The 14,728-nt window shown below is 40.6% G+C and carries 14 protein-coding genes and 1 pseudogene; 3 read left to right on the top strand and 12 right to left on the bottom strand.

Annotated elements, in window-relative coordinates; genetic code table 11:
* Positions 1-136: 136 nt before the first annotated feature.
* The gene (locus tag NSS67_RS15510; protein ID WP_339320353.1) at positions 137-631 is read right to left on the bottom strand and encodes a GNAT family N-acetyltransferase; all 495 of its coding nucleotides are present in this window, start codon (positions 629-631) and stop codon (positions 137-139) included.
* Between the two features lie 100 nt (positions 632-731).
* Positions 732-903: pseudogene (locus NSS67_RS15505) on the bottom strand (3-hydroxyacyl-[acyl-carrier-protein] dehydratase FabZ); the annotation flags it as partial.
* Positions 904-2,292: 1,389 nt separating this feature from the next.
* On the opposite strand from NSS67_RS15505, the gene rsgA reads away from it, so the two are divergent.
* Together rsgA and NSS67_RS15495 are read left to right on the top strand one after the other, a co-directional pair.
* Positions 2,293-3,366: a ribosome small subunit-dependent GTPase A gene (gene rsgA / locus NSS67_RS15500; protein ID WP_339320352.1), complete on the top strand. Its 1,074-nt coding sequence runs from the start codon at positions 2,293-2,295 to the stop codon at positions 3,364-3,366.
* Positions 3,363-4,379, top strand: a complete 1,017-nt coding sequence (locus NSS67_RS15495) for an aminoglycoside phosphotransferase family protein (protein WP_339320351.1) — start codon at positions 3,363-3,365, stop codon at positions 4,377-4,379. Before rsgA ends, NSS67_RS15495 begins: the two co-directional genes overlap by 4 nt.
* A gap of 107 nt (positions 4,380-4,486) precedes the next feature.
* On the opposite strand, the gene NSS67_RS15490 is transcribed toward NSS67_RS15495, so the two are convergent.
* From NSS67_RS15490 to NSS67_RS15450, 9 genes are all read right to left on the bottom strand, one after another.
* Positions 4,487-4,801 carry an NUDIX domain-containing protein gene (locus tag NSS67_RS15490; RefSeq protein ID WP_339320350.1) on the bottom strand — a complete coding sequence of 105 codons (315 nt, stop codon included), beginning with the start codon at positions 4,799-4,801 and terminating at the stop codon, positions 4,487-4,489.
* 257 nt (positions 4,802-5,058) lie between these two features.
* On the bottom strand, positions 5,059-5,652 hold the full coding sequence (locus NSS67_RS15485) for an AAA family ATPase (RefSeq protein WP_339320349.1): 594 nt from the start codon (positions 5,650-5,652) through the stop codon (positions 5,059-5,061).
* 200 nt (positions 5,653-5,852) lie between these two features.
* On the bottom strand, positions 5,853-6,293 hold the full coding sequence (locus NSS67_RS15480; RefSeq protein WP_339320348.1) for a GNAT family N-acetyltransferase: 441 nt from the start codon (positions 6,291-6,293) through the stop codon (positions 5,853-5,855).
* Between the two features lie 641 nt (positions 6,294-6,934).
* Positions 6,935-7,672, bottom strand: a complete 738-nt coding sequence (locus NSS67_RS15475) for a hypothetical protein (RefSeq protein ID WP_339320347.1) — start codon at positions 7,670-7,672, stop codon at positions 6,935-6,937.
* Positions 7,673-7,910: 238 nt separating this feature from the next.
* A complete protein-coding gene (locus tag NSS67_RS15470; RefSeq protein ID WP_339320346.1) occupies positions 7,911-8,624 on the bottom strand; it encodes an ABC transporter permease in 714 nt (237 codons plus the stop codon).
* Positions 8,621-9,469, bottom strand: coding sequence for an ABC transporter ATP-binding protein (locus tag NSS67_RS15465; RefSeq protein WP_339320345.1), 849 nt, complete (start codon positions 9,467-9,469; stop codon positions 8,621-8,623). The genes NSS67_RS15470 and NSS67_RS15465 overlap by 4 nt, the downstream gene beginning before the upstream one ends.
* A gap of 160 nt (positions 9,470-9,629) precedes the next feature.
* On the bottom strand, positions 9,630-10,706 hold the full coding sequence (locus NSS67_RS15460) for a LytTR family transcriptional regulator DNA-binding domain-containing protein (RefSeq protein WP_339320344.1): 1,077 nt from the start codon (positions 10,704-10,706) through the stop codon (positions 9,630-9,632).
* 316 nt (positions 10,707-11,022) lie between these two features.
* On the bottom strand, positions 11,023-11,610 hold the full coding sequence (locus NSS67_RS15455) for an AAA family ATPase (RefSeq protein ID WP_339320343.1): 588 nt from the start codon (positions 11,608-11,610) through the stop codon (positions 11,023-11,025).
* A gap of 81 nt (positions 11,611-11,691) precedes the next feature.
* Positions 11,692-13,311: an RNA polymerase sigma factor gene (locus tag NSS67_RS15450; RefSeq protein ID WP_339320342.1), complete on the bottom strand. Its 1,620-nt coding sequence runs from the start codon at positions 13,309-13,311 to the stop codon at positions 11,692-11,694.
* A gap of 188 nt (positions 13,312-13,499) precedes the next feature.
* Between NSS67_RS15450 and NSS67_RS15445 the strand changes: the two genes are divergently transcribed.
* The gene (locus NSS67_RS15445; RefSeq protein WP_339320341.1) at positions 13,500-14,252 is read left to right on the top strand and encodes a YdcF family protein; all 753 of its coding nucleotides are present in this window, start codon (positions 13,500-13,502) and stop codon (positions 14,250-14,252) included.
* Here the strand turns inward: NSS67_RS15445 and ybaK are convergent.
* Positions 14,241-14,714, bottom strand: a complete 474-nt coding sequence (ybaK, locus tag NSS67_RS15440) for a Cys-tRNA(Pro) deacylase (protein WP_339320340.1) — start codon at positions 14,712-14,714, stop codon at positions 14,241-14,243. The two genes, NSS67_RS15445 and ybaK, sit on opposite strands and share 12 nt — an antisense overlap.
* Between the last annotated feature and the right edge of the window lie 14 nt (positions 14,715-14,728).

Raw genomic sequence — 14,728 nt, 5'->3', positions numbered from 1 at the left:
TAAGGTGACAAGCGTTTTTTTTCACCCACTATAATCTCATACAAAATCGTTGCTTAGAAGGAAAATTCGAGGGTGAAACTTAAACAAATCACCTGGGTTAGCCTATCGTTTCCCATTCCTTCAATAAGGATGTGCTTTAAAAGTAATCGGGGATATCAAATCCTATGGAGTCGATATCATTTTCTTTTGAGTAATACATACAAACACTGTCTTTATATTTTTGAAACTCATTAGGTAGTACAATAAAACCTAATTCTTTGTAAAATTCTATTCCAATATCACTATAAAGGAAAAAGTTGTTACACTTTTCTTCCTGTTCAAGTTTATTTATCGTTTCTTTGACTAATAAAGAAGCATATCCTTTTTTTCTTAAATATAAAGGGGTAGCAATTGAACCAATGCCTTTTACAATTTGGTCATCAGAAAGATTTAGTTCATATACGATGAGGGAGCTTAATAGTTCCTTTGTATCTGTTGCTTCAAGAACGTACCACTTTCCCTTTTTATACTTTTTAGAAGCCTGGCACATAGTTATATATTCTTCATATAGCAAATTATCTCCCCAAACATCATAGCCCATCTTATAAATTTCTAACATTTCCTCTTTTGTTGCTTCCCTAATTTTTTTCAAAGTAACTCTCCTTCTGTTTTATGCGCTTATAGATTCTTTTCGACTTTAAGCTTATCATGATCTCTATTCTTCTGAAGCAAAAATGCCCGTTAGCTTAAACCTAAATCGAACTGAATGCAAACATTATTTCAGATTCGCATACCAATTCATTATTTACCGTGGCGAGTCCCTTTCCTTTGACGATTTGTCCCTTGATTCGAATTACATCAAATACAAGAAGGAGTTGGTCTCCTGGTTTTACTTTGTCGTTTGAAACGACAACTATCAATACCAGTCAGTTGTTCATGAAACACAAAATTACTTGAAATCAAATCTGCGTGAATTATCCCCCAATTGCCAGGTGTTCTTTCTATGTCGTTAATCATTAAAATTGTACACTCTCCTGCCAATTGCAGAATTTCCACATCATTTTTATTGAGCTCACCACCGTTAGCAAGCAGTTTTAGCTTTTCTAATGATTGTGAAATTCTAGAATTATCAAATGACGGTCGAGTAAATGATGACGGAATTTCCCAAAAAGATGAATGTTTATGAAGCTTTCCGATCAATTCGCATACACACTCGGCATCATTGACTGTTGGAACAAATTGTTTTTGTTCACCATCTACCCATGTAATTAGATAACAAGTTAATGCTTCTATAGCAATATCCTGAGTATTTAGCACGGTATCTTCCCTCCCCTTGAAACAACCGAATCAGGACTTCGCACCATAATATTTTCCAATAGTTTGAGAGAGAACTTATATTTATATTTTATCCATCACTTAGTTTATTAAGGTAACCTGCTTATCAATATGTATTATTCAACTATCGTGTCCCGTGAGTTTAACGACATGACGCGAGGGTCCGTCGGACTTCGCCATGCTGAATTGTCTACCTGATTGCTCTTCCTAGAAATGCTTCGGACAAAATCAAGGAGTGAATGCGACTCAGCAGGAAAATGGTGTTACAGGATGTCAACGCCTTCTTAGAGTTACTACTTTATAAATCACAATAATAAAGTATCAATAATTTGATGAAATTTCATTCTATTCTCGTCTAATTCAGATAATCCATATCCTATCATAAATTCATATAACATAAAAAGAAAATACACTAACAGATTCTATCTGTAAATAACTCTCACTTAACCTGCCGTTAGTTGAATGATGAATTATTAGTTTTTAATGAGTTTCTGTCGATTTCTGCAATTACGTCGATCTTTGATATACCATCGCCGTTTCCTCCAACAACTTGAGGAAGCGTTCACGTTGACTTTTAATGCTCGCGAGTTCTTTATCAACGACAGACTCGATGGAGCAGGCCGACAAACTCTCCGCTTTAAGACATTGATTTTTTTTCCAAAATAGGTTATTTTATAGAAAGCTTAGCGATAAGCAAGTTCCTGACACGAAGGGAGATGTGTTTTAATGGCAACTACTTATATGGTGGTTTGGTCTTAAAACTGAATAGTAGGCATACGTGAAAAAAGCGGGGAAACGCCCCTATTATTTGGTATGCCATCCGAAGTAACCTTTCGTGAATATTGCTGTTTGCAAGATACGATGAAGGTCGTGTCTTTTTTGCGTCCTGATGCCGCGTGACAGCAGCTTCTTTAGAGGCTGCTTGTCCGTGGCATTTTTGCGTCCAAAAACAACATTAAAGGAGCTAACAAAAAAACTATGATAAATCTGAAAACCTATGGCTATACAGAAATAGAAGCAATTCCCGACGGATTATTGCCCGGCAGGGTGACAGAGCTTCGGCGCGAGCGCTTCACGGTCATGACCGAGCGCGACGAAGTAACGGCGGTGCTCAAAGGAGCATTCTATCACAGCGTGGAAACACGCGTAGATTTTCCATGCGTCGGGGATTTCGTCTTGCTGCGCTACAACGAGAGCGGAGATTCGTTCATCGTTACGGTACTGCCCCGCCGTTCCAAGTTCTCACGCGCAGATTACTCAGGGCATGCCGTAGGCTACGCCAAAACCGTGCGGGAACAGGTCGTTGCAACCAACTTTGACTATGTGTTCATTCTTTCTTCTTTGAATTGGGATTTCAACATTACCCGCCTCATGCGGTACCTGACACAAGTCAGACAGAGCGGCAGTCAGCCAGTCGTCATTCTGACCAAGGCTGATCTCGTTGAAGATTATAGTCTCCCGCTCGCAGAAGTTACTCAAAGCATCCCTGATGTGCCAGTTCATGCGATCTGCAGTCATACCGGCCTGGGGCTGAACCAACTCGCTACCTACTTGATGCCTGGTAAAACAGTCGTCTTTCTCGGCATGTCCGGCGTCGGTAAATCATCTCTGCTCAATGCATTGATAGAACAGGACGTAATGAGGGTTCAGGCGATCCGAGAGGTTGATAGCCGGGGGCGGCATACGACAACGCATCGTCAACTGTTCATGCTCCCCTCCGGTACGATGGTCATCGATACGCCGGGAATGCGTGAGCTCGGGCTTTTTGATGCCGGCGAAGGCATACGTGCAAGCTTTACCGATGTGGAGGAATGGTTCCCGCAATGCCGGTTTGCAGATTGCCGCCATCAGGACGAGCCGGGCTGTGCCGTTCTCGCCGCGCTTGCCGACGGTTCGTTGCCGCGTGAACGGTGGGAGCATTATGTTGCCCAGCAGCATGAGCACAAGTATGTCCAAGATAAAACAAGCTACCTCATCGATAAGAGGGCTCGAAACAAAACGATAGCTATGTCAAGCAAGCAAACGAAGAAAAACGGAGGATGGAAGAAATGAATATTAAATTTGAAACGCTGATCTATGCCTTAAGCCGACAGTTCAAGAAGGATATTATCTCGGCTGACTGCCAAACCATGCCGTTACAGGGTGGAACTGTGGGAAATGTGCACCTGGTAAACGGGATCGCCGAAACCGCGGATGGTGAAAAAATGCCGTACCGTATCGTGCTGAAAATTCAAAAGAAATGGGAACGTTACAACGATCCAGATTCCTGGCGCCGGGAATATGATCTCTATATGTCTGACTTGGGAACGACGTTCTCGGATACCTTCCGCTGGCCAACATGTTACCATGCGGAGATGAATGCCGAAGAAAATGAATTCCGGCTGTGGCTGGAATATATCGATGGCGTAACCGGTTTAGACTTAACCGGTGACATGTATGAACAGGCGGCGCTGGAGTTAGGACGCTATCAAGGCAAGCTGTATGCGGAGAAGCCCGCTGTGCTGCAGAGCCTGACAAACCTGAGCCATGCGGATCTCATGAAGAATACGTATCTGCATTACCGGTCGTGGCCAGTCGTCTACAATTATATACGCTCGGAGGACTGTGAATTCCCGCAACACATGCGGCAATTGCTCATCGACATCGATGAGCACGCAGATGAGATACTCGCCCGCATCGTGCAATTGCCCCTAGTGCTATGCCACCGGGACTTCTGGGTGACCAACCTGATCTATGCCGACGGAAAAATCGCACTCATTGACTGGGATACATGCGGTTGGGGCTACATGGGCGAGGATCTCGCAAGCTTGATCGCGGATGAAGCGGATATCGATCACATGGTCGAATACTACCACCGATGTGTCCCTGCGTATTACAAAGGTTTTTCGGAGTATGCAGATGCATCCCCTATCGCCGATAATTGCGTCTTCGAAATGATCCTTCTCATATTCGGGTACAGGCTTGTAGAGTGGTATCTCCACACAGAGAGCGATGACGAGAAAACAAAGTGTCTTCATACGCTCCAAAAAATCCATGAAATGAAGACCAGCCCTGCGCAGGGTTGACTCTAAAAAAAGAACTCCGAAACCCCTTGAATATAATGGTTTTTCGGAGTTTCTTTCATTACTCCCATTCGGTGAATCGACAATGGAAATAAAGTCCTAGACTGTCACTACTCCACATAACTAACGTGTTCTATATTCCAGAACTGTAATTTCAACGATTCACTTAGATCGTCATGAAATTTTATCGTATCCCCATCTTCTGATAAGTGCTCATAGTGATTAGTCGTAGCATTGAAGAGAAACATAACGAAAATAACCTTGTTTCCATCAGGGTAGGTGTATTCCATCCTAGGTCCGCTATATACTGCGTAAAACTCACAATCCTTAACAGATAATCCTGTTTCCTCAACTACTTCTCGAATCATAGTCTCTTGAAGAGTCTCACTTGGATTCATACCTCCGCCTGTTACAACAATCCTCATTTTCAGTAACTCCCAACACGGTTAGTTATAGCAAGTTATGTATTCTTAGTTTCAAGCAAAGATCCTCTAGGGATTGGTGATATTCGCTTATCCTGCCTGTTAGCTTAATAAAAAAGAACAGACTACGTAGCTCCTGCTCATCATTGTGTGTTATTCAACTATCGTTCTTCGTTAGCTTAATTCCGAAATCTTGTGGGCAGACCGAGGAGGCAATAGCCCCAATGCTTGAATATGTTGTTATCTGATGGATTTGCCTACTATGAAACACTAATCTCTCTTTTACTTAATTTCTTAAATGCAGAGTAACCCTGATCGGACTTAATAAAACTTAATATTTTATCGGCACATTCGGTTGGACTCAACTTTTCCGTATTTACTTCAAGATCATATTCATTATAGGAATATACTCTGTCGAACTGGGAATGTGCTAGTCCAATTAATCGATCTCCCCTACTCTGCTCTCTTCTTGTGAGTTCTTCTTTCGAGCATCGTACGCCTACAAACAATATAGGATAATCAACAAGTAAATCATAAAAATCATTAAACGACTTGTCATTTGTGATTATGGTATCTACTATTACATTAAAACCTAGTTCTGATAACAATTTAATTGTCGAATGGTACACTGAGAATATGGAATCATCAACTATTTGTGAGACAACTTGATGATCTATTCCTCTTGGAGGTTCATCTGGAAATTTATTATTAACAAAATCATTGTAATTATTAAAAAAATCATCAATTGATAAATGATAAAAAGGAATCTCTTTCTGATTTATCAGTTCAGTCGATATGGAGGTCTTTCCAGAACTTGACGTTCCGTTCAAAAACACAATGAGTCCTTGCTTCACATGAATCACCCTTATCTATAAGATTTGCGTTTCATTCAGACAACCTTATTTCAACAAATTTCATTAGATTATCCAACTGATAAAATATTCGAGGAACGTTTCAACTATCCTGCCAGTTAGCTTAATGCCCTGGTTTACTTTCTGATACGGTTTGATACGCTGTCTGTAACATGCTGCCATCCTTTGCTGATGGCAGCACGTTACGTCAGTTGCATATAAATGGTCTCCATTGCTCCCCAAGGTGCTTCTTTCTCATCTATCTTCACGAAGCCATATTTTTCGTACAAATTAACATGGTCACTGACAAGGTATACTTTATCAAAACCCAGTCCCTTCGCGTATGCCGAGGCAGATAAAATCAACTTTTCGCTTAATCGATTGCCTCTATACTGCTCTCCCACAAAAATAAATCCTATATAAGGTGTATAGGGAATATCAGGTATGCAGTCAGTTTTTGCTAAAGCGCAATAACCAGCAATGTGATCACCATCAAGTGCCACAAAAATTCTTTCCCAGTCTGAAAAATGGCATTCTTTCATTTGTTTCGCTAAAGTGGTTCCTGCTCTCCAAGAACATTCCTGCGCATACTCAGCAACGATTTCCCACAACTTATTGCTATAAATAATCGATTCTATTTGCACAGATACTTCCTTTCTTAAAGGTAGCCATTCGCTGGATACCCTTTGTTTATTATTTTACTAATTGCTTTCCGTTAACAAAACAGTGTTCAACTCTCCTCCTATTCATAACATAACAATACAACACTTGGTATGAACTAACATGGTAAAAAAGGATTATACGAAAACATCACCACCGACAGCAGCGTGACGAACGTCTCGACGACCATAGTGCATCTCCATCTCATACAAGGTTTATCACTATATTAGTTATCACTAAATATTTACCTTCCATAATGACCTTGAAATCCCATTAAACTGCCCGTTTGATTAACATAAGCAGCCGATCACGTTGAGATCGGCTGTCTTCTTGTTTTTATTGAGCTAACGTTCCCCGATAGCTTAATGGCGTGCTTATTTCTGATGATTGTTGTTCTCATCGCATATAGAATCACTCCAAATATCGATTTCTTTTCTATCTATACGATTCGGCAACATGCTCAACGATCCTGCCCCTTACTTCAATGAACAAGAGGAACTGTATCGCTGCAACCTACTCCACTATCGTTTCCCGTTAGTTGAATAGTCTCGATAAAGACATTACAAAATGCTTATTTAGCATTATCCCCCTTTCCTTTATTGCTTTTCTCGCTTCTATTTTCTTCTTATTTATCTTCTTTTGGCATTGGCAATGGTACTTTCCAATCCAGGTCATAGCTCTTTTTTGCCAATTCTGAAGTAAGACTGAGCTTTTGAGGGAGTTCTTTCATTTCATCACTTTGCAATTTTATTCGGATATGGTTTCTGCCTTGTTCATCCTTTCCTATCATTTTAAAATCTCCACCTGTTACATTGTATATTTTGCCCTTTTCATCCTTTATAGTCCAACCAAAACGATTAATAATGTTATCTGTGTCATCATCCATTAAAATCGTATCTGCTAGATTAATATATGATATATCCTTTAAATAAGCCTCTAGTAAAATAGTAGCGTGCTTCTCATTCTTTGGAGACGCTTCATTTAATGGTTCGTCAAAGGTTACTGACATGATCTCAATCGTTTTGCCATTCTCATCTACTCTTACAGGTTTTTCGGCAAGCTGTTTTGGCTCAAATGATACGCCTAGCTCATACGGCTCTGTTTTTTCTAAAGAATCCAATACTAGTGTATATTGATGATCAGGAGACAGGGGAGCAAATCCATACTTTCGATTAGAATGACCGTATTCTCCCACGGCCTTGCGCGGAGTATCAAGTGCCCTAGTTAAATCTTTTACTTTCTCTCCTTTTTCATTTTCAACATGAAAATTCAGTTTATAATCATCATAGCGAACATAAGGATCAACTGAATCTAGTTTTCCTTTCACTTGTTTTTCCTGAACTAATTCTATTAAAGAAGCCACTCCATTTATCGGAATGGCTTCGTGTTTATATGCTAATGTAAATCAATGTTGAAACAAATGACATCCTCTTAGCATAACAAATAAGTTAGAAGGTCGGCCGGTTTAACTATAGTATTCTAGGTCATTATTTGGCTAAAGCTATGATAACAACGACAATAACCACAGCTATTACAAGTTGAATAATAAAACTTTTCAAGGTAAATTTCATTTATATGACCTCATATTCTATTTTTTTATATTACTTATCAAAGCTCCGCTTGCCATAGACGATGACTGCGATGACGAGAGAACCAATCGCCCAGAGAAGCATATTAAGGAGATGCCATTTGATCTCTGAGAAACCGCCATTTTGCTCCAGGCTGGTGAGTGCTGCTGAGAAGCTCTCGGTAGGAAGATAGCTAATGAATGTTTTGATGACAGGGTTATCCAGCATTGTGCTTATTAACGATCCGTAGGTAAAGATCACGAGAAGAGGCAGACCCACAATGGAGGTTTCCATAACTGTACGAGAGACAAGTCCAATAATGGTGCCAAATGAGATGAATATAATTAAGGAAAGCAGAATCATAATGCTGAAATAAAAAAAACCAGGTACCTGCATTTTGCTTAAAAAGATCGAACCAATAACGACCAAAATTGTAATTAGAGAAGATAGGAAACTCTTCCCTAACATAATTTCCATTCTTGTAGCTGGAGATAGCAATAAGGCGCGTAAGGTGTTTTTCTCCTTTTCTTCCGCCATCATAGTAGCTTGAACAAAGGCACCTGTTATAACAAGTGCCAGATTAATCGGAGTACCTAGCAGACTGGCGTCGTCCGAGTCCGAACGAGATAACATAGCTGCCAATCCCAATGGCAAAAATATAGTGATTAAAATAATATAAGAGTTCTTCAGCAGATCCTTTACATCTTTTACAACGATGGCAGATACTCTTCGAATTGAAAATGTCATTGCAAAGACCTCCCAGTGAGTTGAATGAATATTTCTCCTAAAGTTGGTTCATTCGAGTGAATGGATATCAACTCCCCTTTGGTTATATATTGGGCAACCGATTGTGCTCCAGCTTCATTTTGTTCGATTTGAATACGACTACCGTTTCTTAGTACGAGGTTAATTGCAGAATCCCCATATTTCACTCGAAGATTGTGTGGATTGTCGAGCTCTACAATTCTCCCATTATCGAGGAAAGCGAGACGCTGACAGAGATCCTCTGCTTCTTGCATGTCATGGGTGCTTAAAAAAATGGTTGTACCTGACTCATTCAACTTACGCAGGCTTGCATGAATTTGTTGCTTGTTGGTTGGGTCTAATGCAGAAGTAGGTTCATCTAGAAACAAAAGATCAGGTTTATGCAATAAGGACCTCATTAATGTGACTCTCTGCTTCATTCCTTTGGAGAGCTTTCTTACTATGGTTTTCTTGTCTTGAATAAGTTTAACTTCCTCCAGCACTTCATCAATGCGCTTTACATCTACATCATATAGCTTACAAAAGAGTTCCAGATTCTCATACACAGTCAGTCGATCGTATAAACTACTGTTGTCAGTAAGAATACCTATCCGTTTCAATTGCGATGAATCACGTAGCTTGTTTACATCTTTACCGAACACTTGCACGGACCCTGATGTATACCGGAGTTGTGAGGTCAGAATTTTCACCATCGTTGTTTTACCGGAACCACTAGGTCCTAACAATCCGAAAATCTCCCCTTTTTGAATATGGAAGTCAACGCCATTCAGAGCCGACTTTTTTCCAAAAAATTTTACCAACTGCCTTATTACAATCTCATGTCCCATCCTGTTAGCTCCTTTATCGGTTGATCTTGCTATGCAAAACCAATTGTAAGGAAAACCGCATAACTGCGCAGCATTTACAGGATAAAAAGAGTAAACGAGGGGTCGAATGCTGCATTTTGGAGGAGGAATGGAGTGTCTGTTCTATTAAAAAAAGGCACCTTTAGATGCCCAAGGTCCCCTTTAATTCATCATATTTTCCTTTGGAAAGTGGAATGGAGCTTTTCTTGTCATCATCCAATATGAGACTAAAACTATTACGTGTCCATGAAATGACTTCACGCACTTTTTGTAGATTTACAATATAGGAACGATGACACCGAAAGAAACCAAGCGGGGTTAGCTTTATCTCAAGATCACTTAAAGTGAACACACAAGGGAAAGTGGCCCCCTTAACATGAAGTAAGGATGTCCCATCACTGCTTTCAATGAAATTGATTTCTGTTGGATCGAACAAGATGATCTTATCGTCCACCTTAGCGGGAATTTTCTCCACCCGAACAGGTCGAACTTCGATGGTTGCGAGTGGAAGTATTGCAGTTTGTGATGGATGTTTCGAAGTGGGAGCAGTAACGTCCGTTTGAGCATCAGTTCCCGAATCATCGATAACATCTAATTTTTTAAACTCATGCTCATTCAGTCTGTATACCTCATTGGTGATGGAAATGGCATCGGCAAGGTAGGATGTTGTGATCAGAATGGCCTTTCCTTCGTTCAGAAGTTCAGAAAGTAATGCTCGAATAATGATATGGCTTTCAATATCCACGTTCTGCTCGGGTTCTTCCCAAATGAGTAATACAGGGTTATGTATAATCGTTCTTCCTAGATGTAATCGTTTTTGCTCGGAGAAGGTTAATGAAGAAACTTTGTTGTTTTTTTTGTCCGTTAATCCGATTTTGTGCAATACCTCATCGATGGAGATGGTTGCCTGGTATATGTTCTTATAAAAAGTGAGCGAATCTTTTACTTTAAGCCGCCCGTAAATTCCATCATTCAGAAGAGAAACGCCTATTTTGTGTGCCTTTTTCTTAAAGGTCTGAGGTAGATTTGTGCCTTCGATTAACACATGGCCACCAGATGCCGGAATATCGCCTAGAAGCAATTGGATTAGTAGTTGGCCTAGTTCATTGTTACATTGTATAACGACACATTGACCGCTCGTGATCTGCAGGTTGATCTCTGGTAATAGTAGTGCATTTCCTTGTCTCTTTATTAAATGATCAATCGAAAGTACAGCCATAAAGTTCCCCTCGCTATTCGAAAATAATTCCCCATGAGCATATTTTCAATATTATTTTATTCCTATAAGAGTGTAACGTTGGCGTTGGGCGGACTAAGTAGTCGCGATTAAGGAGCTTCATGCAACTTAGTGAATAGATGAAAATGGTCTCTTATTCGGACGATTATACTACAATATTCCATGTGAAAGCCATGTTTCGTTCTTATCGGATGCTCTCGAGAATGTCAGGCCAATTCTGGACATTAGTTAATTCCAGATACAGTTAATTGCATTTTATTATTTATTCCTGTACAGAATTAATATATGACGGTTCCAACTATCGCAAACCATTACTGTAAACCCAGGAATAAAACTGTTCCTTTTCAGGCTTAATATACTCATAATCTAATAATGTCGTACCACTATCAATAAGTTCGACCGCCTCTTGCAAGACTTGTTTGGGTGTTTTATCTTTAACATCAATTTCATATTCATTTATGAGTAATTTTCTTGATGGAATTTTTAAATACATTTTTTCAAGTAATTCAGTATCAACCAGACCTCCCGCCTCACGATTAACCATTTGATTTAAATTCTGCTCGTAATTACTACAGATAAGTTTAATAGTTATATAGTTATATCCTCTAAAGACTTCTGGAATATCTCTTGTTCTTAAATCGTCAAAGTCTAATCCAATAACATTCTTATACCCTAGCTTATTAAAATTTTTGAGAAGAACAACTGTATTTGACCAACAGGTTTCTTCTTCAAACTCTCCAGTAATCTCAGCCTTTCCATCAAGAGTTAGAAACTCAGGAATCATGCTTTGTTCTATATAAACACTCTTGTAATATTCAAAGACTTGTTTAGCTAATGTTGTCTTGCCAACACCACTAGGACCTATGATAAAAATAAAATCTTTCATTTGTCTACTTCCACCTTTATTAAGCGTTCATTTCCTGATAACTTTAACAAAATATTTCATTTTCTTATAGTTAAATTGAAGCTAGCTTTGATTCATGAACATGATTGTGGAAATGCCATTTTTACGATGCAGATCAGGCACTTTTAACATGCCGCTGTCGACTAAATGTTTGAGTACAAAGGCAAGTATGGTTCCCGACGCCATGCAATTCTGTGACCAGTAACGCACATATTTATGTGCATGATCTGGTTGTCCATCGAGTTTCACTTGATAAACAGCTTGATCCAATTTCTTGGCAGCTTCTTTGATTCGTTCGGACGGTTGTGGAATCGCCGCATGCAGACGTTCTCCTGTTTGCTTATCCTTGCAATAAACAATGTTAACTTCAAGGTCAGATTCAGTTCGCAGCAAATATTGTTTGTCGAAAAGACGGCGATAGGCGTCAATGTTCACATCGTTTTGCGGTAAATTCCCATTGATCACATGCATCAGGCTGATGAAATCCGAACTTAGATTGTCTCGCCAACTGTCCTGTCTACCACACCACCACGTATCGACCTGCCTTGCTTTTAATGCAAACTCATCGGAATCCCGATTCATATCGCCACTATAATAATATTGTTTATAATCAAAACTGACGTCAAACTCTCTGTGGATCGTTGCATGAGCGGCGTAATGTCCTCCATCTTTGCGGCTGACGGAAACCTCTTCATGGCTAACCCTATTGAGTTCTTTGAAACTCAATTGATTACCAGCATACGGAATGAGGCTCCACATCAGTAGATTGACATCACCGTCTGGAATGTAGACACCCGTCTCTTGGAACACTTCACCCATCGAGAAAAATGTCTTGAAATAATGTTCGACCGCAATCTCCGCATATTCTTTGAACAATGAGTACAATACCTCGCTTTTCATAGGGGACGGATCTTCAATATACATATTGGTACGATACTTTCTACCCGGTAATTTATCCATGAAACCGTATTCTTCCAGAAGTTCGATTTCATCCTCGATAAATACAGGTGAAATGCCCAATTCTTCGGCAATTTCATTAACCGTGAGCGGCTTGTGATAAGCTGAGAAAGCGATGTTTTGTTTGATCGCCGTAGCTAAAAAGTCAGCGGTGTCACCTTTGTTTCCTGGGGATCCGTTATGCCCAAAACCTGTCATACGAATCGGTTTGATACCGAGATTACCCATCGATCGAATTGTGTTCATCTTGTGTTTCAGCTCCTTTTTTGCTTCGAATAAGTGCCATTTAATTGTGCCGATAGAAAGACCCATCTCAGTCGCGATTTCGCTAATTTTCATTCCATCGTAATAGTACTTGACTACGATTCCCCGTTGCTGGTGAGATAAAAAAGCTATTTCCCGCCGCAATGCGCCAGCCGTTTCTTGACGGATGATCTCTTCGAAGCCCTCGTCTTTGGACATTACCTCATTGTCATCAATCCGCATTTGGTTAGAAGCTTTCACTTTCTCGCCTACGAATCTCACCCACACATAATGAGCAATCTTAAAGACGTAGCTGTTCAGATCCAGTAACTCTGACTTCTTGAGAAGCGCTTGATATACTTCCAGCGTAATTCTACCCGCCAGCTCCTCGGCTTCGGCGATCTTTCCCGTTTTGTTCAAAGCAAAACCATATAGCGGCTTGATGTAATCCTTGATGACAAGGTCAGCATCTTCTTTATTCATGTTCTAAAAGCTCCTTCTTATCGGGTAGCACTCAAATATATACTGCAGCGAAAACGAAAAAGGTTGGGTAGTTTAGATTTCTCATCAAATAAAAAAAAGACCGTTTCGGTCTTTAGTGCAACTAAGAACACCCAATCTCATGTTACAATACAACCTGAACTCATTTTTTACGAAGGCGGTTGATACTGTTGATTTACATCATCAAATTTGTATACAGCTTTGTGCTTCCTCCAGGTCTATTTATCATTCTTCTGCTCGGTCTTGTCATTTGGTTATGGAAAAAGAATCGTCGTCCAGCTCTAGTACTGCTTGGCGTTACTCTGCTTATGTATTTCTCCATGACTCCTTTAGTCAGCGATGCATTAATCGGAGGTTTGGAACGAAAATATCCACAGCCGGATACATTGCAGGGAGATGTCATTGTCGTGCTTGGTGGAGGCGCCAGCTCTGGCACACCAGATATTGATGGCGAGGGTAATCTATATGGCTCAGCGGCGAATCGTCTGATTACCGCGGTCCGTCTTCATCGCCAAAGTGGTCTACCTATCCTATTCTCTGGTGGCCAAGTATTCTCTGACAGCGGTAACGAAGCCGACATCGCCAAAAGACAACTACTTGGTCTCGGTGTCCCCGAAGAGGATATCCTGACCGACAATCAATCTCTTAACACGGAGCAGAATGCTGTAAATACCGCCGCAATCCTACAAGAGAAGGGACTTAAGCGTCCTGTACTAGTCACATCAGGGTTTCATATGCCCCGCTCGATGCAGCACTTCAAGAATGCAGGGCTAACAGCTCAAGCTTATCCTACAGATTATATCGCCAGCGCTGAATTTTCACTGCAACCCTCGAAGTTCACTCCTTCGCCAGGAGCAATCTCCACTACAGGCTCTGCCTTGAAGGAGTATTTAGGTCTACTTGCTGCTCATCTATTTAATTAGTTCTGTGAATTTTGCATTTATTACCCCAGCAAGAAGCTGCGGTGATACGTCCATTTGCTGGCCAATCTTTCCAGCACTAACGGCTATCGTTTCCTGACTTTCTGCGCTGATGTCAATGAACGTTGGGTATAGCTTTTTCATTCCGACCGGAGAACATCCACCACGGATATAACCTGTCCACTTCTGCAAATCCTTTACTGGCAGCATCTCAATCTTTTTCTCTCCGGCGGCCTTGGCCGCCTTTTTTAGATCGAGCTCTTCGGCAACCGGTATAACAAACACATAAAGATTTGCTCCGCTATGAGCGACCAAAGTTTTAAAAACCATCTCTGCCGCCTTCCCAATCTTCTCGGCTACAGCCGTACCATGGATTTGTCCATCCTCATTGTCATAAACAAACACTTCATATCCGATCTTTTTCGCATCCAGAATTCGCATCGCGTTGGTTTTGGTTACTGCCATATCTGATCTACCTC

It is taken from the genome of Paenibacillus sp. FSL R10-2734 (assembly GCF_037963865.1).
Lineage (GTDB): Bacteria > Bacillota > Bacilli > Paenibacillales > Paenibacillaceae > Paenibacillus_AQ.
Note: the sequence above shows the minus strand (reverse complement) of the source record. Positions and strands in the feature narration are given on the sequence as shown.

Excerpts from the sequence above, each read along its gene's own strand:
- NSS67_RS15450 (WP_339320342.1), bottom strand. The coding sequence starts at position 13,311 with ATGAATAAAGAAGATGCTGACCTTGTCATCAAGGATTACATCAAGCCG.
- NSS67_RS15470 (WP_339320346.1), bottom strand. The coding sequence starts at position 8,624 with ATGACATTTTCAATTCGAAGAGTATCTGCCATCGTTGTAAAAGATGTA.
- NSS67_RS15455 (WP_339320343.1), bottom strand. The coding sequence starts at position 11,610 with ATGAAAGATTTTATTTTTATCATAGGTCCTAGTGGTGTTGGCAAGACA.
- NSS67_RS15490 (WP_339320350.1), bottom strand. The coding sequence starts at position 4,801 with ATGAGGATTGTTGTAACAGGCGGAGGTATGAATCCAAGTGAGACTCTT.
- ybaK (WP_339320340.1), bottom strand. The coding sequence starts at position 14,714 with ATGGCAGTAACCAAAACCAACGCGATGCGAATTCTGGATGCGAAAAAG.
- NSS67_RS15460 (WP_339320344.1), bottom strand. The coding sequence starts at position 10,706 with ATGGCTGTACTTTCGATTGATCATTTAATAAAGAGACAAGGAAATGCA.
- NSS67_RS15495 (WP_339320351.1), top strand. The coding sequence starts at position 3,363 with ATGAATATTAAATTTGAAACGCTGATCTATGCCTTAAGCCGACAGTTC.
- NSS67_RS15465 (WP_339320345.1), bottom strand. The coding sequence starts at position 9,469 with ATGGGACATGAGATTGTAATAAGGCAGTTGGTAAAATTTTTTGGAAAA.
- rsgA (WP_339320352.1), top strand. The coding sequence starts at position 2,293 with ATGATAAATCTGAAAACCTATGGCTATACAGAAATAGAAGCAATTCCC.